The organism is Ectobacillus ponti (assembly GCF_024294785.1).
Lineage (GTDB): Bacteria > Bacillota > Bacilli > Bacillales > Bacillaceae_G > Ectobacillus > Ectobacillus ponti.
The window spans coordinates 1-23,875 of record NZ_JANCLT010000005.1 but is presented as its reverse complement, the minus strand read 5'-3'; the positions used below and the strand labels follow the sequence as shown (position 1 = coordinate 23,875).

Here is a 23,875-nt window from a genome sequence, read left to right as displayed (position 1 = left end):
CTTAAACTTCCAAAATTTCTTTTTCTTTGTTCTTTGTAATATCGTCGATTTTTGCGATATGCTTATCCGTTTCCTTCTGGATATCATCGCTGTAGCCGCGCAGGTCATCTTCTGTGATATCCCCGTTCTTCTCCAGCTTCTTCAAATCATCGTTCGCATCACGGCGGATATTGCGGATGGCCACCTTTGCTTCTTCAGCAGACTTCTTGACGCTCTTCACCAGGTCACGGCGTCGTTCCTCGGTAAGAGCCGGGAACACAAGACGGATAATGCTTCCGTCATTCGTCGGGTTTAAGCCCAGATCAGACATCATAATAGCCTTTTCGATGTCCTTCAAGGAAGACTTATCATATGGCTGAATTGTCAGCATGCGTGCTTCCGGAACCGTAATGTTCGCCAACTGAATAACCGGAGTCGGCGCACCGTAGTAGTCTACAGTGATTTTCTCCAACACATTTGCACTCGCACGGCCAGCGCGAATAGATGCCAATTCCCGTGTGTATGCGGAAATTGCCTTATCCATTTTTTCTTTTGCCGCCTTCAACACTTGTTGTGCCATTATCATTTCCCCCTTACAATTGTTCCGATATTGTCGCCGAGAACGGCGCGCTTAATGTTTCCTTCTTCCATAATTGAGAATACGATCAGCGGGATATCGTTATCCATGCATAGAGACGAGGCAGTAGAATCCATTACGCCAAGGCCTTCCTTCAGCACATCCAGGTATGTAAGTGATTCATACTTTGTTGCTGTTTCATCCACTGTCGGATCAGCCGTGTATACGCCATCCACATTGTTTTTCGCCATTAAAATGACATCTGCTTCAATTTCCGCCGCACGGAGTGCTGCTGTTGTATCTGTTGAGAAGTATGGATTGCCTGTTCCGGCCGCGAAGATGACAACGCGCTTCTTTTCCAAGTGGCGGATTGCCTTGCGGCGGATATACGGCTCTGCTACCTGCCGCATTTCAATAGAGGTTTGCACACGTGTTGCAATCCCAAGGTTCTCCAGGCTGTCCTGCAGAGCCAGAGAGTTCATTACAGTGGCCAGCATCCCCATATAATCAGCCGTCGCACGGTCCATTCCCATTTCGCTGCCGGTCTTGCCGCGCCAGATGTTTCCGCCTCCCACAACAACCGCAACCTCCACGCCAAGCTCCGCAATTTCCTTTACTTGCTCAGCAATTGATTTGATGACTGCAGGTTTAATTCCAAAACCGTGGTCGCCCGCCAGCGCTTCCCCGCTCAGCTTCAGCACGACGCGCTTATATTTTGCTTCACTCATCATGAACCTCCATGCAATATATTCATTCCTGCAGAAAAACAGATTGCCAGGGCCCGCGGCCCGGAAACATCCTGCTTTTCTAATCTTTTAAAAAAGGGAACACATAGTGTCCCCTCGTTCATCTTAGTTGTTGCCTCTTACTTGGTTCATTACTTCTTCTGCGAAGTTATCTTGACGCTTCTCAATACCTTCACCTACTGCGTAGCGTACGAAAGACTTCACGCTTGCGCCTTTAGAAGCAACATACTTGCCCACTTTCACATCTGGATCCTTAACGAATGCTTGGTCAACCAGGCAGATATCTTCGAAATACTTGCCAAGGCGGCCTTCTACCATCTTCGCAACGATGTTTTCAGGCTTGCCTTCGTTCAGTGCCTGCTGTGTCAGAACTTGACGCTCACGCTCAATTTCTTCAGCTGTTACAGCAGAACGATCGATGTATTTCGGGTTTACAGCCGCAATGTGCATAGCAACATCTTTTGCAACAGACTCTTCTGTAGTGCCTGCAAGAGTTACCAATACGCCGATGCGTCCGCCCATGTGCAGGTACGCGCCAAATGCGTCTGCATCTGTCTTTGTTACAATTTCAAAGCGGCGAAGCGTCAGCTTCTCGCCGATTTTTGCAATTGCAGTGTTGATGTGGTGGTCAACTGTCACACCGTTTTCCATTGTTTGTGCCAGTGCTTCTTCAACAGTAGCAGGCTTTTGTGTCAGCAGGTGTGCTGCCAATTCCTTTGTCAGCGCCTGGAAGCCTTCGTTCTTTGCCACGAAGTCTGTTTCGGAGTTTACCTCCAGAATAACTGCTTCGTTGCCTTGTGTTGCGATATAAGTCAAGCCTTCAGCCGCGATGCGGTCAGCTTTCTTTGCAGCTTTTGCGATACCCTTTTCGCGAAGGTAGTCAACTGCTTTTTCCATGTCGCCGTTTGTTTCTGTCAATGCTTTTTTGCAGTCCATCATGCCTGCGCCAGTCGCTTCGCGCAGTTCTTTTACCATTTGTGCAGTAATAGCCATTGTTTTCATCCTCCTGTGTATGTATAGCAGGTGCTACTTATTTATCATGCTCTCTTTTCACAAAAGAGAAACACGGACATTTGTAAAAAAGGTGATAAAAGGCTCAACCTCTTATCACCTTTCCGCCATGTTACGCAGTAACAGTTTCTTCCCCTTGCTTCGCTTCCAGGATTGCATCAGCCATCTTAGAAGTCAGCAGCTTCACGGCGCGAATTGCGTCGTCGTTTGCAGGAATTACGTGGTCAATTTCGTCTGGATCACAGTTTGTGTCAACGATACCGATCAGCGGGATGTTAAGCTTGCGAGCTTCTGCAACTGCAATACGCTCTTTGCGTGGATCTACGATGAAGATTGCATCTGGCAGATCCTTCATTTCTTTAATGCCGCCCAAGAACTTCTCAAGACGCTCCAGCTCTTTCTTCAGCTGAACAACTTCTTTCTTAGGAAGCACTTCGAATGTGCCGTCTTCTTGCATTCTTTCGATATCCTTCAGACGCTTGATGCGCTTTTGGATTGTTTGGAAGTTTGTCAGAGTACCGCCCAACCAACGTTGGTTTACATAGTACATGCCGGAACGGATCGCTTCTTCTTTGATCGCATCCTGAGCTTGCTTCTTTGTGCCAACGAAAAGGATTGTACCGCCGTTTGCAGCGATGTCCTTCATTGTGTTGTAAGCTTCTTCAACCTTTTTTACAGTCTTTTGAAGGTCGATGATGTAGATGCCGTTACGCTCTGTGAAGATGTACTTCTTCATCTTTGGGTTCCAACGGCGAGTCTGGTGACCGAAATGTACACCAGCTTCAAGCAATTGCTTCATAGAAATTACTGACATGGTTGTTCCTCCTAATGGTTTCATATCCTCCGTCCGCATCACCTTTGCATGCCACCGCCACAAGGCAGCACCAGCAGGCAAATCAGCAGACGTGTGTTGTGTATTCACACCATGGAATACTATATCACAACATAATGTGACAAGCAAGGCTGTTTTACTAGAAAGCATGAAAAAATTGCTCTGTTGCCCGGCTTGCCGCATAAAAAAGGAGGCTGCACCCAGGCAGCCTCCTTAATCTCAGTTTGCTTTCAGCTTCGCAAGCTCCTGCAGGAACTTGTCGTTCAGGACTTTGATGTAGGTGCCCTTCATGCCCAGAGAGCGGGATTCAATGACGCCTGCGCTTTCCAGCTTGCGGAGCGCGTTGACGATTACAGAGCGGGTGATGCCGACGCGGTCGGCAATTTTGCTGGCAACCAGCAAGCCTTCCATGCCTTTCAGCTCATCAAAAATATGTTCAATTGCTTCCAGTTCACTGTAAGACAAGGAGCTGATCGCCATTTGCACAACCGCTTTGCTGCGCGCTTCCTCTTCAATCTCTTCCGCCTTTTCCCGCAGGATCTCCATGCCGACTACAGTCGCGCCATATTCAGCCAAAATGAGATCGTCGTTTAAGAACTGCTCGCTTAAGCGCGCCAGCACGAGTGTGCCCAAGCGCTCCCCACCGCCTACAATCGGCACGACAGTCGTCAAGCCCTCTTCAAAGAGCTCGCGGTTTTCAACCGGAAAAGCTGTGTATTCGCTGCCGATCGGCAGGTTTGGCGACGTTTCTGTAATATGGGATAGGCTGTTTGTATATTCCTCCGGGAACTGCCGCTCAGCCAGCATCCGCTTCATCCGCTCGTTCTCAATCTGCTGATGCACCGCATAGCCCAACAGCTTGCCTCGGCGGCTGACGATGAATACATTTGCTTCAATCACTCCGCAAAGTGTATCTGCCATCTCTCTGAAGTTTACCGGTTTTCCCGCAGCCTGCTGCAGCAGCGCATTAATTTTCCTTGTTTTGTCTAATAGTTCCATGCTTCGAACTTCCTCCTACATTGTATTTCCATGTATGCCGGCCCAGGTGCCGCCTTTACAGAATAAACTGGCTGACGTCCTTGTTCTTGGCGATAACGGCCAGTTTCTCCTCTACATACTGCGGCGTAATTGTGACCTTTTCCAGCGTAATCTCAGATGCTTCAAACGATAAATCCTCCAAAAGCTTTTCCATAACGGTATGCAATCTTCTGGCGCCGATATTGTCCGTATTTTGATTCACTTGATAGGCAATTTCGGCAATTCTATGAATAGCTTCGTCTGAAAATTCAATTTCTATACCTTCTGTCCCTAATAAAGCCTGATATTGTTTCAGCAAAGCGTTATCAGGTTCGACTAAAATCTTCACAAAATCATCGGCAGACAGCTTTGTCAGTTCAACCCGGATCGGGAAGCGCCCCTGCAGCTCCGGGATTAAATCAGACGGCTTCGACATATGGAAGGCGCCCGCTGCGATAAACAAAACATGATCTGTCTTGACAGGGCCGTACTTCGTCACGACTGTAGATCCTTCCACAATCGGCAGAATATCGCGCTGCACGCCCTCCCGCGACACATCCGCTGTGTTGGAGTTCTTGCCGGCAATCTTATCAATCTCATCAATAAAAATCATGCCAAGCTGTTCGGCTCGGTACACAGCTTCCTGCGCAACCTCATCCATATCAATCAATCGCTGCGCCTCTTCACTCGCCAATACCTTACGGGCTTCCCGCACTGTCAGCTTCCGCTTTTTCGTCCGCTTCGGCATGAAGCTGCCGAGCGCATCCTGAAAATTCGTCCCCATTTGCTCCATGCCCGTGCCTTGGAACATATCAAACATGGACGGCTGCTGCTCTTCCAGTTCAACAGTCACCAACTCATCCTCCATCAGCCCGGCAGCCAAGCGATATTCCGTTTCACGCCGCTTTTGGGCAACCGACGCATCATCCTGATGGGAGTCCTGCGGGGATTGCTGGTTCTGCATACTGCCAAACAGCATCTCCAGCGGATTTTTCATGCCCTGCTGCTTCTGTCTTCCCGGAACAAGCAGTTCAATAAGTCGCTGGTTTGCCTGCTCCTGCGCTTTTTCCTGCACACGCGCCATTTTCTCTTCCTTTACAATGCGGACGGATGTCTCCACGAGGTCGCGCACCATGGATTCCACATCGCGGCCCACGTAACCGACCTCTGTAAATTTCGTTGCCTCCACCTTAATAAAGGGAGCGCCAACCAGCTTGGCAAGCCGGCGGGCGATTTCTGTTTTTCCGACACCCGTTGGACCGATCATAAGAATATTTTTCGGGGCGATCTCATCACGCAGGGACTCCTCCAGCAGACTGCGGCGGTAACGGTTGCGCAATGCCACCGCTACCGCTTTCTTCGCACTCCTTTGTCCGATAATATACTGATCCAGCTTCTCAACAATTTGACGCGGAGTAAAATGCAGATGCATATACATGCTCCCCCTTTACAGTTCTTCCACAATAATGTTGTTGTTTGTATATACACAAATGTCCCCGGCAATTTCCAGGCTTGCTTTCGCAATTTCCTTCGCGGACAAATGCTCACCCGCATAAGACTTTAAAGCCCGGCCTGCCGACAGCGCATAGTTGCCGCCCGAACCAATTGCCAGGATGCCGTCATCCGGCTCAATCACTTCGCCGGTTCCTGATACAAGCAGCAAATGCTCTTGATCCATCACAATCAGCATGGCCTCCAGCTGGCGCAGCATTTTGTCGCCCCGCCACTGCTTCGCCAGCTCCACGGAAGCCCGCGGCAGGTTGCCGTTATATTCCTCAAGCTTGCCTTCAAACATCTCAAACAGCGTGAATGCATCCGCCACAGACCCGGCAAATCCCGCCAATACCTTTCCCTGAAACAGCCGTCGGACTTTCCGTGCGGTATGCTTCATCACAACAGCATTGCCAAACGTTACCTGTCCATCGCCAGCCATTGCGCACTGGCCTTTATGATGAATAGCAAAAATAGTAGTTGCATGAAACTGTCCCATCGTCAAAACTCCTTTTCTTCAATTTACACGCCATGCCCTCCCCAAACTATGGAGCCCATCACACTTTTAGCATTTTATGCACGCGGATGATGCGTCATGTACACCGAACGGAGCCTCTCCTTGGAAACATGCGTGTAAATTTGCGTTGTAGAAAGCTGGGCATGTCCGAGCAATTCCTGTACCGCGCGCAGGTCCGCCCCCTCATTTAACAGGTGGGTGGCAAAGGTGTGCCGCAGCGTATGCGGGCTGATCTTCATTGTCAAAGCCGCCTTTTCAATCGTCTGCTGAAGAACGTAACGCACGCCGCGCTCTGTCAAAGGCCGCCCCTTGGCATTCACAAACAGCGCCGTCTCTCCTTGGGCATTCTTTAACAGCTTCGCTCTTCCATCTTCTATGTAGTTTTGCAGGGCATCGTGCGCGCAGCTTCCAAACGGTACATACCGCTGCTTCTTACCCTTGCCCATTACCAAGACGGTCCCGACTGTGAAATCCACGTCAGACAGCTTCAGCGAACAGCACTCTCCCACACGAATGCCTGTGGCGTACAGAAGCTCAAACAACGCCAAGTCACGCTGGCCGAGCGGCACCGTTCCATCAACTGCCGCAAAGAGCTGCTCCAGCTCCTCCTCATAGAGGAATTGGGGCAACGCCCATTCTCTCTTTGGGAGCGATGCCATCACAAAGGGATTATCCTGGCAATAGCCCTCGCGCATCAGAAACCGATATAAGCTTCGCATACTTGAAAGCTTTCGTGCAACAGTTTTTCGGGAAAATTTTTTCTGATGAAGTTCTGTCAGATATATCCTGACATCCGCATAGGAAACACCAGAAAAGCTTGAAACCCCTTGCTGCTGCAGAAATATAACAAACTGATCCAAGTCATCACGGTAGCTTGTAACTGTATATTGTGAATAGTTTCGTTCCATTTGTAAATATTCGTAGAATAATTGTAACAGCTTGTTCACATCCATCATTTCCACCCCAATAAAAGGCTACTAAATCGTATCACAATCCAGTAGCCTTTGCAATAAAAATGACTAAATATTTACAAAATTTCGAATTGTTTCTAAGGCGCGCGTTGCATATGCTTCATAGCGTTCTTGCTTGGACTTGATTCTTGCTTCGAGCGGCTCAAAGATGCCAAAATTCGCATTCATTGGCTGGAATGTCTTTGCATTTGTCGCTGTAATGTAGTGGGCCATACTTCCCATTGCCGTCGTCGGCGGCAGTGTTACCATGTCCTGCCCTTGCACCAGGCGCGCCGCATTGATGCCGGCAAGCAATCCGGATGCCGCTGACTCCACGTAGCCCTCCACGCCCGTCATTTGCCCCGCAAAGAACAAGTCGTCCCGCTCCTTATATTGATACGTTGGACGCAGCAGCTTCGGTGAATTTACGAACGTGTTGCGGTGCATGACCCCGTAACGGACGATTTCTGCATCCTCCAAGCCCGGAATCAGACGAAACACTTCTTTTTGCGCCCCCCACTTCAAATGCGTTTGGAAGCCGACCATATTATACAGCGTGCCGGCCGCATCATCCTGGCGGAGCTGGACAACGGCATACGGCCGTTTGCCTGTGCGCGGATCCTCCAGACCCACCGGCTTCATCGGGCCGAACAGCATTGTCTTTCGGCCGCGCTGGGCCATGACTTCAATCGGCATACAGCCTTCAAAATAAATTTCCTTTTCAAATTCCTTCAAAGGAACGACTTCAGCCGCAATCAGAGCCTCGTAAAACGCATTGAACTCTTCTTCCGTCATCGGGCAGTTAATGTAAGCTGCCTCTCCTTTGTCGTAGCGGGATTTCAAATATGCCTTCTCCATATTGATGCTGTCTTTTTCAATGATGGGCGCTGCGGCGTCATAGAAGTAGAAGTACTCTTCCCCCGTCAGCGCTTTCAGCTGTTCAGACAGCGCTTTGGATGTCAACGGGCCTGTTGCGATGACTGTCGGCCCCGCCGGGATTTCTGTAATCTCCTCATTGATTACCGTCACGTTTGGGTGATTCTTCACATACTCTGTCACCTTTGCCGCAAATTCATGGCGGTCCACTGCCAAGGCGCCGCCTGCCGGAACCGCACATTCGTCAGCTGCGCGGATGATTACCGAATCCAATTGCCGCATCTCTTCTTTAATGACCCCGACTGCATTGGTCAGCGCATTGGCCCGCAGCGAGTTGCTGCACACCAGCTCCGCAAATTTATCTGTGTGGTGAGCCGGCGTTTGCTTGACCGGACGCATCTCATACAGCTTTACCTTCACACCGCGTTTGGCAATCTGATAAGCAGCCTCGCTGCCAGCCAAACCGGCTCCAATTACATTTACCACTTGCTCCATATGATCCACCTCATCCTGCAGGGGCTTCGCTGCTGCCCCTGCACCATCTTTGTTTGCTCCGAAAAAAATGTGAGCATGTCTGCTCACATTTGTTGTTCCTCTTCATAATCGCAAGAAACACACTGCACCTGGACGCCCTTTTTCAGCTTCTTCTCAACAAGCATCCCCTCACACTTTGGACACTTGCGGCCAACCGGCTTATCCCAGGATAAAAACTCACAGCCAGGGTATGTGCTGCAGCCATAGAATATCCGTTTCTTCTTGTTGCTCCGGCGCTCTATAATCTCACCTTCGCCGCAAGTCGGGCACGTGACTCCAATTCCTTTTACAATTGCCTTTGTATTGCGGCAATCCGGGAAGTTTGAGCACGCCATAAACTTGCCGTACCGCCCCATTTTAAAGACCATCGGGTTCCCGCAGTGCTCACAGTCTTCACCGGCAGGTTCGTCCTTAATCTCCACCTCGCGCATTTCCTTCTCGGCTTTCTCCAAATGCTGCTCAAAGCCGTGGTAGAATTCGTCGATGACCTTGACCCAATTAGCTTTTCCCTCTTCCACCTGGTCTAAACTGCTCTCCATGTTGGCGGTGAACTCGATATTGATAATATCAGGGAAAAACTCCAGCATAAGCTCCGTGACAATCTCCCCCAGCTCTGTCGGCACGAACCGCTTGTTGTCAAGCGCCACATATCCGCGCTTTTGGATGGTTTCCAAGGTCGGCACATATGTGGAAGGCCGTCCAATGCCCAGTTCCTCCAGCGTCTTCACCAGGCGGGCCTCCGTGTAGCGCGGCGGCGGCTGTGTGAAATGCTGTTTGGCATCCATGTCCTTGGAATACACCGTTTCCTGCAAATCCAACGGCGGCAGGAGGCGGTCCTTTTCTTCTGTTCCTTCATCATTGGATTCCACGTACACCTTCATGAAGCCCGGAAACTTGACTACAGAGCCGTGAGCCCGGAACTGCACGCCATTGTTCACGAGAGAAACAGTTACCGTATCCATTATAGCAGGTGCCATCTGACTTGCAAGAAATCTCTCCCAAATGAGCTTATACAATCGGTATTGATCACGGTTTAAGTACTCCTTCAGCTCATCGGGCCTTTGCATCGCAGAGGTTGGACGGATTGCTTCGTGAGCATCCTGGGCGTTGGTCCCCTTTACTTCCTTTCGTGCTTCCGTCGCCGCGTAATCCGCTCCGTATACTTCCTCAATATAGGCACGCGCTTCCTTTTGGGCTGTTTCCGAAATGCGTGTGGAGTCTGTACGCATATAAGTGATCAAGCCTGTTGAACCCTGCTTGCCAAGCTCAATGCCTTCATACAGCTGCTGGGCGATCATCATTGTTTTTTTCGCGCGCATGTTCAGCTTGCGCGCAGCCTCCTGTTGGAGGGACGAGGTTGTAAACGGCAAAGCCGGGTTCCGCTTTCGTTCTTTCCGTACTACATTTTCAACTGTAAACGCATTCCCCTGCAGCTTCGCCAGAATGTCCTGCACCTGCTGCTCATTGGTCAACTCGACCTTGGCCCCGTCCACACCGTAAAAGGATGCTTCAAACACATCCTTGCCCTTCACAAGCTCTGTTTTCACTGTCCAGAACTCTTCGGGCACAAAGGCCTGAATTTCCTTTTCGCGCTCAATAATGAGACGGACCGCCACTGACTGCACCCGTCCGGCGCTCAAGCCCTTTTTCACTTTCTTCCATAATAAAGGGCTGATATTATAGCCGACCAGACGGTCCAGCACACGGCGCGCCTGCTGCGCATCCACGAGATCCATATTGATGGCCCGCGGCTTCTTAAAGGACTCCTTAACCGCATCTTTTGTAATTTCATTGAAGACAACCCGGCAATCCGAGGCTGTGTCCACATTCAACGTATGCGCCAAATGCCAGGCAATCGCTTCCCCTTCGCGGTCCGGGTCAGCCGCCAGAAACACTTTCTTTGCCTTTTTGGCTGCACTCTTCAATTCCTTCAGCACAGGCCCTTTGCCGCGGATGGTAATATACTTCGGTTCAAAGTTATGCTTGACCTCAATTCCCATTTGACTCTTTGGCAAATCGCGAACGTGCCCCATGGACGCTACTACTTTATATTTTTTGCCTAAATATTTTTCTATCGTTTTCGCTTTAGAAGGCGATTCGACAATTACGAGATACTCCGACATGCTTATGCCTCCTTGAGAGGTGGATTCAACTCTTGTTATGTAGTCGTGAAATACAGCTATTTGTATAAAAAAGTCCCCCGCGATGCACCAGCAGCCCGCTCCTTGTCCATCAGCAGGGGACACTTGTCTATATGATATACAGGATGATACAAGTCATTGACTAATATTATGGATTCTCATTTCGTTTGTCAATCTATAATGAGTATAAAATACCATAAGGCATGCTACTATTGTCAACTGTTCTCTTTCAAAAAGATGTAATTCGACCAAATCCTGCTAATTCCACAATTCTTCTATTATATCTGCCGCATTCATAACCAGCTTGGCTCCCTGCTGAATGAGACGGTTCGGACCCGCTGCCGTGGGCAGGAACGGAGGCCCCGGAACAGCAAACAGCTCCCTATTCTGCTCCAAGGCGCAGTCGGCCGTGATAAGTGACCCGCTCCTTTCCTTTGCTTCTGCAACAAGCACCCCTTGGGACAATCCGCTGATGATTCGGTTCCGCTTCGGAAAATGCCATTTTTGCGGTCTCACATGCGGCGGGTACTCACTCAGCAACAGGAGAAGAGCCTGCCACTTTTTTAATACAGTATAATTCGTCTGCGGATAAATATACCGAAAACCGCCGCCCAATACGGCAATTGTCGGTTTTTTTTGTTCTAAAGCAAGACGGTGCGCTGCTGTATCGATGCCGTTGGCCATTCCACTGACAATGAGCACATCGTACTGCAGCAGGTCTCGAAGAATCCCTTGTAAGCTGGCCATTCCATATGAGGAAGGCGTCCGTGTGCCCACCACCGCCAGCTTGCAAGCATGCTGCAGCAGATTGCGGCTTCCCTTGCCGTACAAAATAAACGGAGGGTCATAGATTTGCTGCAGAAGTGCGGGATAATCCGCATCCCAAATTGTCACATAAAAGATTTGCTCACACTGAAGCTGGCTTATAATGGAGGAAAGAGGAATATGGTGCAGGCAGTAAAACAGCGCCTGCGCCTGGCGTGGAGATAGCATAAGGAGTGTTTGGAGACCAGAGGGTGACTGTGTGTATACCTGCTGCAAGTCCGGATCCCACTGCATAAGCCGTTGCATTGCCTTGTGATTGTCAAACAAAGCCCAGTGTACATGAAGCAGCCTTTCTTGTTTCATACGCGCCTCCTTAAATATGATGCCAACAAGGAAAAGCGAAGAAGGGCACCCCTGTCCCAGGAGTGTCCTTCTGCCGCCTTAATTTACTTTACAAGTTTCAAACAGTCCCTTTTCCTTCAGTACAGCAATTAAGGTTTCGCCCATAACAGATGGAGTTTCAGCAACTTTAATGCCGCACTCTTCCATGGTCTTAATCTTCTCTGCAGCTGTGCCTTTGCCGCCGGAAATGATGGCGCCGGCATGGCCCATACGCTTTCCTGCAGGCGCAGTCTGGCCGCCGATGAAGCCGACAACCGGCTTTGTCATGTTCGCTTTTACCCACTCAGCAGCTTCTTCTTCAGCCGTGCCGCCGATTTCGCCGATCATGATGACCGCATGTGTTTCCGGATCCTCATTGAACGCCTTCAGCACATCGATGAAGTTTGTGCCGTTCACCGGGTCGCCGCCGATGCCGACAGCCGTGGACTGACCAATCCCTGCTTGTGTCAGCTGATGCACAGCTTCATATGTCAGGGTGCCGGAGCGGGATACGATGCCGACATGGCCCTTCATATGGATGTAGCCAGGCATGATGCCGATTTTGCACTCTTCAGGTGTAATCACACCCGGGCAGTTTGGACCAACCAAGCGTGTTTTCTTGCCGGCCATGTACTTCTTCACTTTCACCATGTCAAGCACCGGGATGCCTTCTGTGATGCATACCACAAGGTCAAGCTCCGCATCAACAGCTTCCATAATGGAATCTGCCGCAAATGCCGGCGGAACATAGATAACAGAAGCATTGGCGCCAGTTGCCTGTACCGCTTCTTCGACCGTGTTGAAGACAGGCACACCGATCACTTCGGTGCCACCCTTGCCTGGAGATGTGCCGCCCACGATTTGTGTGCCGTACTCCAGCATTTGTGTCGCATGGAACAAACCTTGTTTCCCCGTGATACCTTGTACAATTACCTTTGTATCCTTGTTAATAAATACGCTCATCTGTCTCCCCCGCCTTCCTTAGCCTACAAGCGCAACAATCTTTTGCGCACCGTCTGCCATTGATTCAGCAGCTGTAATGTTTAAGCCGGATTCATTCAAAATTTGCTTGCCAAGCTCCACGTTCGTGCCTTCCAGGCGTACAACAAGCGGCAACTCAAGGCCCACCTGCTTTGTCGCTTCCACCACGCCCTGCGCGATTACATCACACTTCATGATGCCGCCGAAGATGTTAACGAAAATGCCTTTTACATTCTGGTCAGACAGGATGATTTTAAATGCTTCCGTCACCTTTTCAGCTGTTGCGCCGCCGCCGACATCCAGGAAGTTCGCAGGGTCGCCGCCATAGTGCTTGATGATGTCCATTGTTGCCATTGCCAAGCCTGCGCCGTTAACCATACAGCCGATGTTGCCATCAAGAGAGATGTAGTTCAGGTCATACTTGGATGCTTCAATTTCCTTCGGATCTTCTTCATCCAGGTCGCGAAGCGCCACAATATCCTTATGGCGGTACAGTGCATTGGAATCAAAGTTCAGCTTTGCATCCAATGCCATTACCTTGCCGTCGCCTGTAACAACGAGCGGATTGATTTCTGCAATCGAGCAGTCTTTTTCTACAAACGCCTGGTACAGGCTTGTCATGAACTTGACAGCTTGTCCGACCAGTTCATTCGGGATGTTGATGTTGAAAGCAATGCGGCGCGCTTGGAACGCCTGCAGGCCGACTGCCGGATCAATGTATTCTTTGAAAATCTTTTCTGGTGTCTGTTCTGCCACTTCTTCAATCTCAGTGCCGCCCTCTTCGGATGCCATCAGCACCACTTGGGAAGTCGCGCGGTCAAGCACCAAGCCGACGTAGTATTCCTTTTTAATATCGCAGCCTTCTTCGATAAGTAAGCGCTTAACTTCTTTTCCTTCAGGACCTGTTTGATGAGTGACAAGCGTAGCGCCCAAGATGTTTTCCGCATATGTACGAACCTCGTCAAGGTTTTTCGCTACCTTTACACCGCCGGCCTTCCCCCGTCCGCCCGCGTGGATTTGCGCTTTCACTACACATACTTGAGTCCCTAATTCCTTTGCAGCTTCAACAGCTTCCTCTACTGTGAAAGCAACCTTTCCATTAGGAACGCTTACCCCATAGCTTCTAAGGATTTCTTTTCCTTGATACTCATGGATATTCATGGTTCCCATCCTCCCCGCATTTAGCATGTGAAAAACACTACGTTCTCATTGTATAAAACTATGGAATGCCTGTCTACAAGAAAGTGTACAAAATAGGAATATTCAAATAATATTTGCAGGCTGGAACGAAAAAATACTTGCCAAAATAGCGTTTATCTGACAATCCTCTTACATAAAAATTTTGTTTTTCCATGACGTTTCGACTTTTCCTGACGGCAGAAATAGAAGAAGGCCGGATCACTTCTCCGCCCTTCTCCTCATACACTATTTTCAAAAAATATTTTTCCGCATTCTCACATGGCTGTTGCGCCGCCATCCACGGCAAGGATTTGTCCCGTTACGTATTTTGATGCATCAGATGCAAAAAATAATGCAGCCCCTTTCAAATCGTCGGCACCGCCCAGACGGCCCATCGGCACACCGCTTGTAATGCTCCCGCCGGCCCGCCCAATAATTGCATCCGCCATGCGCGACGGGAAGAACCCCGGTGCCAGCGCATTTACAGTAATGCCGTATGGTGCCCATTTTACAGCCAAGTCCTTTGTTAAGGAAAGCACAGCCCCTTTGCTGGCGCTGTAGCCGACAGCGTTCAGGACACGCGGATCCTGGCCGACAAGCCCCGCTACAGATGCAATGTTTACAATCCGGCCGTACCGGCGGGCAAGCATTTCTTTTCCTGCAGCCTGCGTCATCATGAACAAACCCGCAACATTCACCTGCAGCACCTGATTGAAACGGTCGATGGGATACTCCTCCACCGGCGCCCCCCAGGAAATGCCGGAGTTATTGATGAGAATGTCAATATGGCCGAATTTCCGCTTTGTTTCCTCCACAACGCGCGCTACATCCTCCTGCTTTGTAATATCGCATGCCAAAGCCAACGTGCCGACACCGAGTGATTCCAGCGTGTGCGCCACCTCTTCGCATGCCTCCAGCTTCCGTGAACACACAACGACATGGGCACCGCTTTCCGCCAGGCCGATGGCCATCTGTTCGCCAAGCCCCCGCCCTCCACCTGTCACGATGGCAACCTTGCCTTCTAGATTGAACAGCTCTCTTGCCTGCATATCCATTCCTCCTATCGTCCGGTAAAGGCCGGCCGGCGCTTTTCAAGAAAAGCCTGCACGCCTTCTTTGATGTCTTCTGTCTGAAACACCTCTTCAAACAGCTCTGCTTCCCGCACCAGTCCTTGCTGCAGCGTTGTATTCATTCCTTCATCCACCGCTTTTTTGATCCGGGTCAAGGCTTGCAGAGAATAGCCGCTTATTTTGCCGGCCAGCTTTTGCGCTGCCGCGAGCCCCTCCCCGGCTGGAGCCACCTGATTCACGAGGCCAATCGCCTTGGCCTCAGACGCTGAAATCGGGTCGCCTGTGAACATCAGCTCCTTTGCCTTCGCTCCCCCGATCAGACGCGGCAGACGCTGTGTTCCGCCTCCGCCCGGGAACAAGCCAAGCTTAATCTCGGGCAGCCCGATTTGCGCATGCTCCTCGGCAATCCGCAAGTCGCAGGCTAACGCCAGCTCGCAGCCGCCCCCGAAGGTAATGCCATTCAGCACAGCAATTACAGGCTTCGGGCAAGAAGCGACCGCATTCAGGATTTCATGTGTCTCGAGGAACATATCCTTCAGATTCTCACGGCCGATCCATTGCGGGAATTCTTTAATATCTGCACCGGCCATGAAGGCCTTCTGTCCTGCCCCTGTTAAAATAATGGCATTCACATCCGCATCTGCCGCCAAGTCTCTGAAGGCATCCCGCAGTTCCTCGAGCACAGCTTTGCACATTACATTCAGCGGCGGATTGTCAATGGTCACAACCGCTGTCTTCGCCTCTTTCTCCACCCGCAGCAGCGTCATGGGCGCTTCACCTCCTCCTTTTGCTGATAGCTGTACCAGCCCTCGCCGGTTTTGCGGCCCAGCTTGCCGGCCTGCACCTTCTCCACAACAGCGGCGTGCGGCATGTCCTTCGGGTCGCCCGTTTCCGCATAGCGCTGCTGCTGCACAAAATACGCCACATCAAGGCCGGACAAATCCATTAGGGCAAATGGGCCAATCGGATGGTTCAATGCCTTTTTGCAGATGAAGTCAATGTCCTGAAAATCAGCGATGCCCTGCTCATACAGATGCAGCGCCTCATCCATCAGCGCTCCCAGAATCCGGTTGGCAACGAAGCCTGAAATTTCTTTACGAAGCAACACACCGGTACGGTTGATCTGTTTGCACACATCCATGGCAATCTGCGCCGTCTCTCCCGCTGTCTGCTCACTCATCACAACCTCGACACAGTCCATAACAAGCGGCGGATAAAAGAAATGCATGTTGCATACCCGTTCCGGACGCTTTGTTACGTCGGCAAGCAAAGAATTGACAATTGTGGAGCTGTTCGTTGCCAGGATGGCATGCGCCGGCGCCAACTCGTCCAGCTTGGCAAACACATCCCGCTTGACATCCAGCTTCTCCACCACCGCTTCAATGACGAAGTCCGTGTGACGCGCCGCTTCCTCCAGGCTCGCAGTGAAGGAAAGGCGGGAGAAGGCGGCCTCCTTTTGCTCTGCCGTGACTTTCCCCTTTGCCTCCCACTTCGCCATAAGCTCCTGCAGTATTGTCCCCGCCTTTTTCAGTGCTTCCTCATTCACATCCTGCAGTACGGTCCGAAAACCGCCAAGCGCACACAGCATGGCAATTTGGTGCCCCATGGACCCCGCACCCACAACTGTAATGTTCTGTACCTGTACCTGTCCCATTTCCGTTCCTCCTTTACCGCTGCTTCATTTCATCCCGGATGGCCCGGCGCAAAATTTTGCCGACGTTTGTTTTTGGGAGAGACCCCCTGAATTCTACAATTCTCGGAACCTTGTAGGCAGCCATCAGCGGCCGGCAGTACGCAATGAGCTCGTCTTCTGCGGCGGCGGCACCGTTTTTCAGCACGACTACCGCTTTCACAGTCTCGCCGCGATATGCATCCGGCACGCCGACTACAACTGCTTCCTGTACAGCCGGATGCTCATACAGGACCTCCTCAATATCACGCGGATACACATTAAATCCGCTTGCCAGAATCATGTCCTTTTTCCGGTCCACGATGTATACATAACCGTCTTCATCCGTTCGGGCAATATCACCCGTATAGAGCCAGCCGTCCCGGATGGTATGTGCTGTTTCCTCCGGCATATTCCAATACCCTTTCATGACCTGCGGACCGCGGATGATGAGTTCGCCCAGTTCACCGGCAGGAACCTCCTGCAAGCCCTGCGCCAAATCGACAACCTTATAATCGGTGGATGGCACGCCAATGCCGATGCTGCCCGGCTTGCGGACGCCAAACGGCGGATTCACATGCGTAACAGGAGAAGCTTCGCTGAGGCCGTATCCCTCCAGGATTTGCGCTCCTGTCTTTCTCTCAAACTCCCGCAAAACCTCAACTGGCATCGGGGCGCTTCCTGTATTGCAGATGCGGATGCTGTCAATGCCGTATTGCTCTGCTTGCGGATGGCTGGTAAGGGCAATATACATCGTCGGCACACCGGGGAAGATGGTCGGCCGCTCCCGCTTGATCGTCTGAAGCACCTCTTCGGTCCCAAAGCGCGGCAGCAGAATGTTGGTTCCTCCGGCATAGATTGCGAGATTCATGCAGGAGGTCATGCCAAACACATGGAACAGGGGGATTACTGTAAGATAGCGCTCCTGCCCCATTGTGATTTCTTCCTTGAAAAACTCGTACGTTTGCACCAGATTGGCCACCACGTTATAATGGGTCAGCATCGCGCCCTTGGAGAGGCCGGTCGTGCCGCCTGTGTACTGCAGCACCGCCACGTCCTCCCGCGGATGAATCTCAACAGGGCGCCAGGCAACTCCCGTCTGCATAAAAGCCTCAAACGGAACGCCCTGTGACAAGGCTGCTTCCTCAGGCGTCAGCACCACAGAAATGACAGTCTCTACATCCGTCTCCCCCTGCACGGCCTGCACACGCCCCGACAGCGGCGCATAGGCAACCACCATGCGGGCACCGGAGTCCTGCAGAATATGAGTGAGCTCCCGCTCCATCAGCATCGGATTCACTTGTGTCACAACAGCGCCGGCCAGCAGGATGCCATAATACGCTACGATATACTGGGGGCAATTCGGCAGCATAATCGCTATCCGGTCGCCCTTTTGCACCCCCTGCTCCTGGATGGCGCCGGCAAATGCACGCGCCATCCCCAATACCTGTTTATATGTCAAGGTGCGGCCGTAAAAAGAAACGGCATCCTGCCCGCCATATCGTTCCGTTGTTTCCTCCAGCACCCGATAAACCGGGACCACTGGCACTTCCACCACTGTTTGAATGGAATCTGTGTATTGCGACAGCCATTGCTTTTCCATCAGCCTTCCCCTCCTTAGCACGTATAGGCTTGCGCATCCAGCAACGCTGCCGCAATGGCCCGTTTGCGCAAAATCGGATTTTCGTAGGTAAAACGGCTGCATTCCTTTTGAAGCAAATGCAGATAGTGCCGCTGCTGCTCCCCGCTGTACAGGGAAATGACCAGCTGTTTAGCCAATCTTTCCGTTTCCATATACGCATCATCGACATACTGGGCAGCCAATTGCGCTTTTAATTTTTCACCTTCCGCCTTCTTGGCGCGCAGTACGGCTGACTCAGCCGCATACAGGCTGATCGCCACATCTGCCAGCTTCATGACGAGCTCCTGCTCGCTCTCCAGCTTCGCGCCAAACTGCAGAAACGCCGCGCCCAGCAGCGCCAGAAACAACCGGCGCATAGATGCTGTCATGTCCTCCTCCCGCGCTTTCTCCGTATTGCTGCCATTTTGCCATTCAACCGTTGCTTGGGTGATTGCCTCCTGCAGCGGTATGCCGCCCTGTTTTGCCTTCCGCAGCAGAAAGCCTGGAATAATCAAGCGGTTAATTTCATTTGTCCCCTCAAAAATGCGGTTAATCCGGGAATCCCGGTATGCCCGTTCAATGGCATACTCCTGCATGTAGCCCGCGCCGCCGTGCAGCTGCACAGCTTCATCCACTACATAATCCAGCGTCTCCGAACCAAACACCTTGCACACAGCGCATTCGATTGCGTATTCCGCCAGTCTCTCCGTCACGCTTCCCACGCCCTCTGTTCCGTCCCCTAACACAGCCTCCAGCAAACCAGCTGTCCGGTACTGCAGCGATTCTGCCGCATAAATCCGGCTGGCCATCGTTGCCAGCTTCTCCTGTGTGGCCGGGAACGATGCAATAGAACGGCCAAATTGCCGGCGTGCCAGCGTATAATCAATGGCAAGCTTTAATGAGCCCTTCGCTCCGCCCATACAGGCGGATCCCAGGTTAAAGCGCCCAAGGTTCAGCACATTAAAGGCAATATGATGCCCTTTGCCGACAGTGCCAATCACATTCTCCGCCGGAACCTCGCAGTCCTCCAATATAACCGGGCAGGTCGAAGAGCCTTTGATGCCCATCTTCTTTTCCTCCGGGCCGATGGATAAGCCTGTAAAGCCCTTTTCCACCAGGAATGCCGTGAATTTCTCTCCGTCCACCTTGGCATATACAATGAATGTGTCCGAGAAGGCGGCATTGGTAATATACAGCTTGGAGCCGTTCAGCAAGTAATGCGTCCCCGCTTCATTCAAACGCGCCGTTGTTTGGCCGGACATTGCATCCGATCCGGCATCCGGCTCGGTCAGGCAGTAGGCGCCAATATATTCACCCGAGGCGAGCTTGGGCAGGTATGCCTCCTTTTGCCGCTCTGTTCCGAAATAGGTGATGGGAAGTGTGGCAATGCATGTATGGTTGGAATGGGCCACCCCATAAGCGCCTGCCCGGCCCACATGCTCTCCGACAATGCTCTTCGTAATCTTATCCAGCCCGAGGCCGCCGTATGGCTCCGGCACGCTGTGCGCCAAAAGACCCAATTCCCCGGCCTTATGCAGCAAACGAACCACTGCGCCAAAGTCCTGCCGTTCAATGGCCTCCATTTGAGGAAGCACATCCCGCTCCACGAATTTTTCCGCAGTCTGCGCAATTAAACGATGCTCTGCTGTGAAATCTTCCGGTGTGAACACCGAAGCCGCACTCGTTTCCGCGAGCAAAAAGCCGCCTCCCTTTTGTTTTACGTCCGTTTTGGCCATGTCTCCCCCACCTCCATTAGAATGGTTCCTTCCTGCAGCTGCGGCACCGTCCCATACATGCCGCATTGCGCCGCGTAACGCACTTCCTTCTCATAGCCGCCGCGGACAAGCGCCCTGCCGACCCTGGATGCCCGCAGCACCTCCTCCGCCTGCCCTTTCTTCCCTTCATACAGAAATAAGGCGGCGCAGGCGGAATCTGTCAGCTCCCAGCCCGCCTGCTCCAAAAGACAAGAAATGAGGTAGCCCGCTCCGTATAAGTCTTCAAGCGCCACAGACCCGCCAGAACCGGAGCAAATGATGAGAATGGTATCATCGGGATGGCAGTTGCCGATACGCCGGGCCACCGCTGCCCCGTTCAACAGGGAAGCGGCATACAGCGCCTTCGCTCCTGCTGCTTTTGAAATTGCGACGGTGCCGTTTGTAGTGGATAAGACAAAGGTTTTGCCCGGGAGATGTGCCTGCAGTTCTGTAGGATTCGGCAGCAGGAGCCCCTCCACAGCACGTCCCTGGTATTCTCCCGCTGCCAGCACTTCCCCGGCTGAATAGTGAACAGCAGCCTCCAATGCTTCCTCCTGTGTGCGTACGGGCACAACCTGCTTAGCCCCGTGCCGGAATGCTGATGTAATCATTGTGGTCGCAATTAAGATATCCAGCACGACAGCCACCTTTTCCTCCACTCTCTTCGGGTCGATATCTTCCTTTCGCATAATCACATGCAGCCGCCCCAAGTCCTACACCTCTTTTTGCTTATGCTCCAATGCATGCAGCACAAGCATATACACAAATTTGTCCATGCCGGCAAAGCGCGGGTCATTTGTCTGCCCTTTGGCAAAGCGGTAGAAAATCTGCTGTGCAATGACTGCCAGCTTGAAGTAGGCAAAGGTGACATAAAAATGGATGCCCGAAACATCACGGCCGCTGCGGCGGGCATATTCCTCAATGAATTCCTTTCGTGTCAGGAAGCCGTCCAGTACAGTAACAGGCGGCTTGCCCAGCCCATGTTGCAGAAACTTCGGATCGTCCGCCTGCACCCAATAGCTCAGCGCGGCGCCAAGATCGGCAAGCGGATCGCCAATGGTGGACATTTCCCAGTCAAATACGCCCGTAACCTTCGTTAAGTCATGGGAGAACATCATGTTATTGCACTTAAAGTCGTAATGAATCATGGCCGCCTCCGATGATGCCGGGATGTTCGCCGCCAGCCATTTCGTCAGCGCCTCCACCTCTGGGATGGTCTCTGTTTTTGCCCGCTCATACCGCCTGATCCAGCCGTGCACCTGCCGCTCCATAAAGCCGGCGGGATGCCCGATTGCTTCCAGTGCCGTTCCTTGATACGGAACCTGGTGGAGCTGCACCAATGTGTCCACCGCCAAATGAGAGACGGCCCGGCACAATCCCGGTGTCACCTGCACCTCCGGCGGAAAAGCGGTATCCATCACGACGCCGCGCCGGCGCTCCATGACAAAGAAAGGGCTCCCGATCACCTCGCTTCCGTCATGATAGAAATAAGGTTTGGGCGCCAGCGGAAAGTGCCCATGCAGTGCCGCCAACAGACGGCTCTCCCGCTCCATATCGTGAGCCTTCGGCGCCACTGGACCGAGAGGAGGCCGGCGCAGCACAGCTTCCCACGATCCAACGGAGAGCTCATAAGTCAAATTCGAGTGCCCTGCCGGGAATTGTGCCACCCGCAACGGGCCATCCGGCAAATCCGTCACATGCTTCCGTAAAAACACCTCCAGCTCGCAAACCGGCAACTCCTCGCCTTTACGCATCGGCATTGTATCTATTGCCATCCTTGCTCCTCCCTCACAATGCCTGATAGAATCAGGCCGGTAAAATAAACGGCCAGCTCCTCCGTCTGCAGCAGTCCGCCTGGGTTAAACCACATATAGCTCCAGTTGCACATGCCAAGTATGCCGAGCGCCGTCATATCGGGATGCAAATCCCCCCGGAATTCCCCGCTCTTCATGCCGGCCCGGATTAAATCGCTGATGCCTTTGCGGAAGCTGTCCCGTTTCTCCAGCACGCCCGGCAGATTCTCTTCTTTGATATTTTGCAGCTCCCGAAAGAATACGCGGGCGCTGGCACCGTTCTGCTCAATGTTTTGCAGCAGCATAAGCACGACTTCCCGGAGCTTCTCACTGCACGTTTTTGCGCTCTCAAGAATGCTGTGCTGCCGGCGCAGCAGGGCATCAATGAAGCGTTGGTGGATTTGCAGCAGCAAGGCCTCCTTGGACGGAAAATGATAATAAAATGCCCCCTTGGTCACACCAAGGCCGCTGACAATGTCCTGAATGGATGTCTCCGCAAACCCTTGCTTCTCAAACAGCTCGATGCTGCTTTGAATCAGCTTGTCCCTCATGCCTTCACCCCCTTATTTGACTGCCGCCTCCTTCTGCCGGTACGGGCGCAGCTCCAGCTTGGCAACGGCCGCCTTGTGCACCTCATCCGGCCCATCCGCCAGACGGAGAGTGCGGGAATTGGCCCAATGCGCCGCAAGCGGAAAGTCATCGCTCACACCCGCTCCGCCGCAAGCCTGAATGGCACGGTCGAGCACCTTTAAAGCCACATTCGGCGCAATCACCTTAATCATCGCAATTTCCTGCTTCGCCTCCTTGTTTCCAACTGTGTCCATCATATAGGCCGCCTTCAGCGTCAGGAGGCGGGCTTGTTCGATTTCCATGCGGGACTCTGCAATCCACTCTTGCACAACCCCTTGCTCGGCCAGCGGCTTCCCGAATGCCACACGCTGCATTACACGCCCGCACATGACCTCAAGCGCCCGTTCCGCGACACCGATGAGACGCATGCAATGATGGATACGGCCGGGGCCGAGACGTCCTTGCGCAATCGCGAAGCCCTTTCCTTCGCCCCAAAGGATATTGGATGCGGGCACCCGGACATTTTCAAACAAAATCTCGGCGTGGCCATGCGGCGCGTGGTCATAGCCGAAAACCGGCAGCATGCGCAGCACCTTCACACCCGGTGCATCCATCGGCACCAAAATCATGGACTGCTGCAGATGGCGCGGGGCCTGCGGGTCTGTTTTCCCCATGAAAATCGCAATTTTACAGCGTGGGTCGCCGGCTCCGGACGTCCACCATTTCCGTCCATTAATCACGTACTCATCGCCTTCACGGCGGATTTCCGCCTGGATATTTGTTGCATCAGAGGAAGCCACCCCGGGCTCCGTCATCGCGAAGCAGGAACGGATCTCGCCGTCCAACAGCGGAAGCAGCCATTGCTCCTTCTGGGCCGCTGTCCCGTAGCGGACGAGCACCTCCATGTTTCCTGTGTCCGGGGCCGCACAGTTAAATACCTCCGGCGCAATCATCGAACGCCCCATCACCTCACACAACGGGGCATATTCCAGGTTCGTCAGCCCGGCTCCATATCCGCTCTCCGGCAGAAACAGATTCCAAAGTCCCGCCTGCTTCGCTTGTTGCTTCATTTCCTCCATAATCGGCGGGATGAACCATGGATTGCCAGCCTCCCGCAGCTGCTCTTCATACAGCTTTTCATTCGGATAAATGACATCCTCCATGAACTGCTCCACCTGCTGCAGCAAGTGCTTTGTTTTATCAGAGTATGAAAAATGCATATGTACGCCTCCTTTACTGACCGGCCGGTATCTTCCAGATACAGGTAAAAGTTATATTCTCGAGAAGAAAGCGTTTTCCTTCCGGGGAACCAAGAAAATATAAAAAAAGAAAGCCGCCAAAGGCCATTGCCATCAACTTTAGTGAAGCGCCCTCGCTGCCTTTGGCAGCGAGGGCGCTTTTTTTAGGTGTTTTGAATAGAA

General features: G+C 52.2%; 23 protein-coding genes. All 23 read right to left on the bottom strand.

Features of this window, described 5'->3' with window-relative positions:
• Position 1: 1 nt before the first annotated feature.
• Complete coding sequence (gene frr, locus NK662_RS10795; RefSeq protein ID WP_254758947.1) at positions 2 to 559, bottom strand: ribosome recycling factor; 558 nt, start codon at positions 557 to 559, stop codon at positions 2 to 4.
• Positions 560 to 561: 2 nt separating this feature from the next.
• Positions 562 to 1,284 (bottom strand): UMP kinase, encoded by a 723-nt coding sequence (gene pyrH, locus NK662_RS10790; RefSeq protein WP_254758946.1) that lies wholly within the window; start codon positions 1,282 to 1,284, stop codon positions 562 to 564.
• A 123-nt stretch (positions 1,285 to 1,407) separates the two neighbouring features.
• A complete protein-coding gene (tsf, locus tag NK662_RS10785) occupies positions 1,408 to 2,295 on the bottom strand; it encodes a translation elongation factor Ts (RefSeq protein ID WP_254758945.1) in 888 nt (295 codons plus the stop codon).
• Between the two features lie 130 nt (positions 2,296 to 2,425).
• Positions 2,426 to 3,127 (bottom strand): 30S ribosomal protein S2, encoded by a 702-nt coding sequence (rpsB, locus tag NK662_RS10780; protein WP_254758944.1) that lies wholly within the window; start codon positions 3,125 to 3,127, stop codon positions 2,426 to 2,428.
• 237 nt (positions 3,128 to 3,364) lie between these two features.
• A complete protein-coding gene (gene codY / locus NK662_RS10775; protein WP_254758943.1) occupies positions 3,365 to 4,144 on the bottom strand; it encodes a GTP-sensing pleiotropic transcriptional regulator CodY in 780 nt (259 codons plus the stop codon).
• Between the two features lie 55 nt (positions 4,145 to 4,199).
• Entirely contained in the window at positions 4,200 to 5,594 is a 1,395-nt protein-coding gene (gene hslU, locus NK662_RS10770; protein WP_254758942.1) for an ATP-dependent protease ATPase subunit HslU, read from the bottom strand.
• 15 nt (positions 5,595 to 5,609) lie between these two features.
• Complete coding sequence (gene hslV / locus NK662_RS10765; protein ID WP_254758941.1) at positions 5,610 to 6,152, bottom strand: ATP-dependent protease subunit HslV; 543 nt, start codon at positions 6,150 to 6,152, stop codon at positions 5,610 to 5,612.
• A 74-nt stretch (positions 6,153 to 6,226) separates the two neighbouring features.
• On the bottom strand, positions 6,227 to 7,123 hold the full coding sequence (xerC, locus tag NK662_RS10760; protein ID WP_254758940.1) for a tyrosine recombinase XerC: 897 nt from the start codon (positions 7,121 to 7,123) through the stop codon (positions 6,227 to 6,229).
• A 66-nt stretch (positions 7,124 to 7,189) separates the two neighbouring features.
• A complete protein-coding gene (trmFO, locus tag NK662_RS10755; RefSeq protein WP_254759243.1) occupies positions 7,190 to 8,491 on the bottom strand; it encodes an FADH(2)-oxidizing methylenetetrahydrofolate--tRNA-(uracil(54)-C(5))-methyltransferase TrmFO in 1,302 nt (433 codons plus the stop codon).
• A gap of 83 nt (positions 8,492 to 8,574) precedes the next feature.
• Positions 8,575 to 10,653, bottom strand: a complete 2,079-nt coding sequence (gene topA, locus NK662_RS10750) for a type I DNA topoisomerase (RefSeq protein WP_254758939.1) — start codon at positions 10,651 to 10,653, stop codon at positions 8,575 to 8,577.
• A 276-nt stretch (positions 10,654 to 10,929) separates the two neighbouring features.
• The gene (dprA, locus tag NK662_RS10745) at positions 10,930 to 11,799 is read right to left on the bottom strand and encodes a DNA-processing protein DprA (protein ID WP_254758938.1); all 870 of its coding nucleotides are present in this window, start codon (positions 11,797 to 11,799) and stop codon (positions 10,930 to 10,932) included.
• Positions 11,800 to 11,877: 78 nt separating this feature from the next.
• A complete protein-coding gene (gene sucD / locus NK662_RS10740) occupies positions 11,878 to 12,780 on the bottom strand; it encodes a succinate--CoA ligase subunit alpha (protein WP_254758937.1) in 903 nt (300 codons plus the stop codon).
• A gap of 18 nt (positions 12,781 to 12,798) precedes the next feature.
• Positions 12,799 to 13,959 (bottom strand): ADP-forming succinate--CoA ligase subunit beta, encoded by a 1,161-nt coding sequence (gene sucC / locus NK662_RS10735; protein ID WP_254758936.1) that lies wholly within the window; start codon positions 13,957 to 13,959, stop codon positions 12,799 to 12,801.
• 293 nt (positions 13,960 to 14,252) lie between these two features.
• Entirely contained in the window at positions 14,253 to 15,026 is a 774-nt protein-coding gene (locus NK662_RS10730) for an SDR family oxidoreductase (RefSeq protein ID WP_254758935.1), read from the bottom strand.
• 11 nt (positions 15,027 to 15,037) lie between these two features.
• Positions 15,038 to 15,814 (bottom strand): enoyl-CoA hydratase, encoded by a 777-nt coding sequence (locus NK662_RS10725; protein WP_254758934.1) that lies wholly within the window; start codon positions 15,812 to 15,814, stop codon positions 15,038 to 15,040.
• Entirely contained in the window at positions 15,811 to 16,701 is an 891-nt protein-coding gene (locus tag NK662_RS10720; protein ID WP_254758933.1) for a 3-hydroxyacyl-CoA dehydrogenase family protein, read from the bottom strand. Before NK662_RS10720 ends, NK662_RS10725 begins: the two co-directional genes overlap by 4 nt.
• Positions 16,702 to 16,714: 13 nt before the next feature.
• A complete protein-coding gene (locus NK662_RS10715; RefSeq protein ID WP_254759242.1) occupies positions 16,715 to 18,322 on the bottom strand; it encodes a long-chain-fatty-acid--CoA ligase in 1,608 nt (535 codons plus the stop codon).
• An 11-nt stretch (positions 18,323 to 18,333) separates the two neighbouring features.
• The gene (locus tag NK662_RS10710; protein ID WP_254758932.1) at positions 18,334 to 20,073 is read right to left on the bottom strand and encodes an acyl-CoA dehydrogenase FadE; all 1,740 of its coding nucleotides are present in this window, start codon (positions 20,071 to 20,073) and stop codon (positions 18,334 to 18,336) included.
• Positions 20,055 to 20,801 carry a 2-phosphosulfolactate phosphatase gene (locus NK662_RS10705; protein ID WP_254758931.1) on the bottom strand — a complete coding sequence of 249 codons (747 nt, stop codon included), beginning with the start codon at positions 20,799 to 20,801 and terminating at the stop codon, positions 20,055 to 20,057. The genes NK662_RS10710 and NK662_RS10705 overlap by 19 nt, the downstream gene beginning before the upstream one ends.
• A 3-nt stretch (positions 20,802 to 20,804) precedes the next feature.
• Positions 20,805 to 21,866: a phosphotransferase family protein gene (locus NK662_RS10700; protein ID WP_254758930.1), complete on the bottom strand. Its 1,062-nt coding sequence runs from the start codon at positions 21,864 to 21,866 to the stop codon at positions 20,805 to 20,807.
• Complete coding sequence (locus tag NK662_RS10695; RefSeq protein ID WP_254758929.1) at positions 21,857 to 22,435, bottom strand: TetR/AcrR family transcriptional regulator; 579 nt, start codon at positions 22,433 to 22,435, stop codon at positions 21,857 to 21,859. Before NK662_RS10695 ends, NK662_RS10700 begins: the two co-directional genes overlap by 10 nt.
• Before the next feature lie 12 nt (positions 22,436 to 22,447).
• Positions 22,448 to 23,674, bottom strand: a complete 1,227-nt coding sequence (locus NK662_RS10690; RefSeq protein WP_254758928.1) for an acyl-CoA dehydrogenase — start codon at positions 23,672 to 23,674, stop codon at positions 22,448 to 22,450.
• Positions 23,675 to 23,687: 13 nt separating this feature from the next.
• Positions 23,688 to 23,875 (bottom strand): hypothetical protein (locus tag NK662_RS10685; protein ID WP_254758927.1); only part of this gene is annotated, 188 nt, incomplete at its 5' end.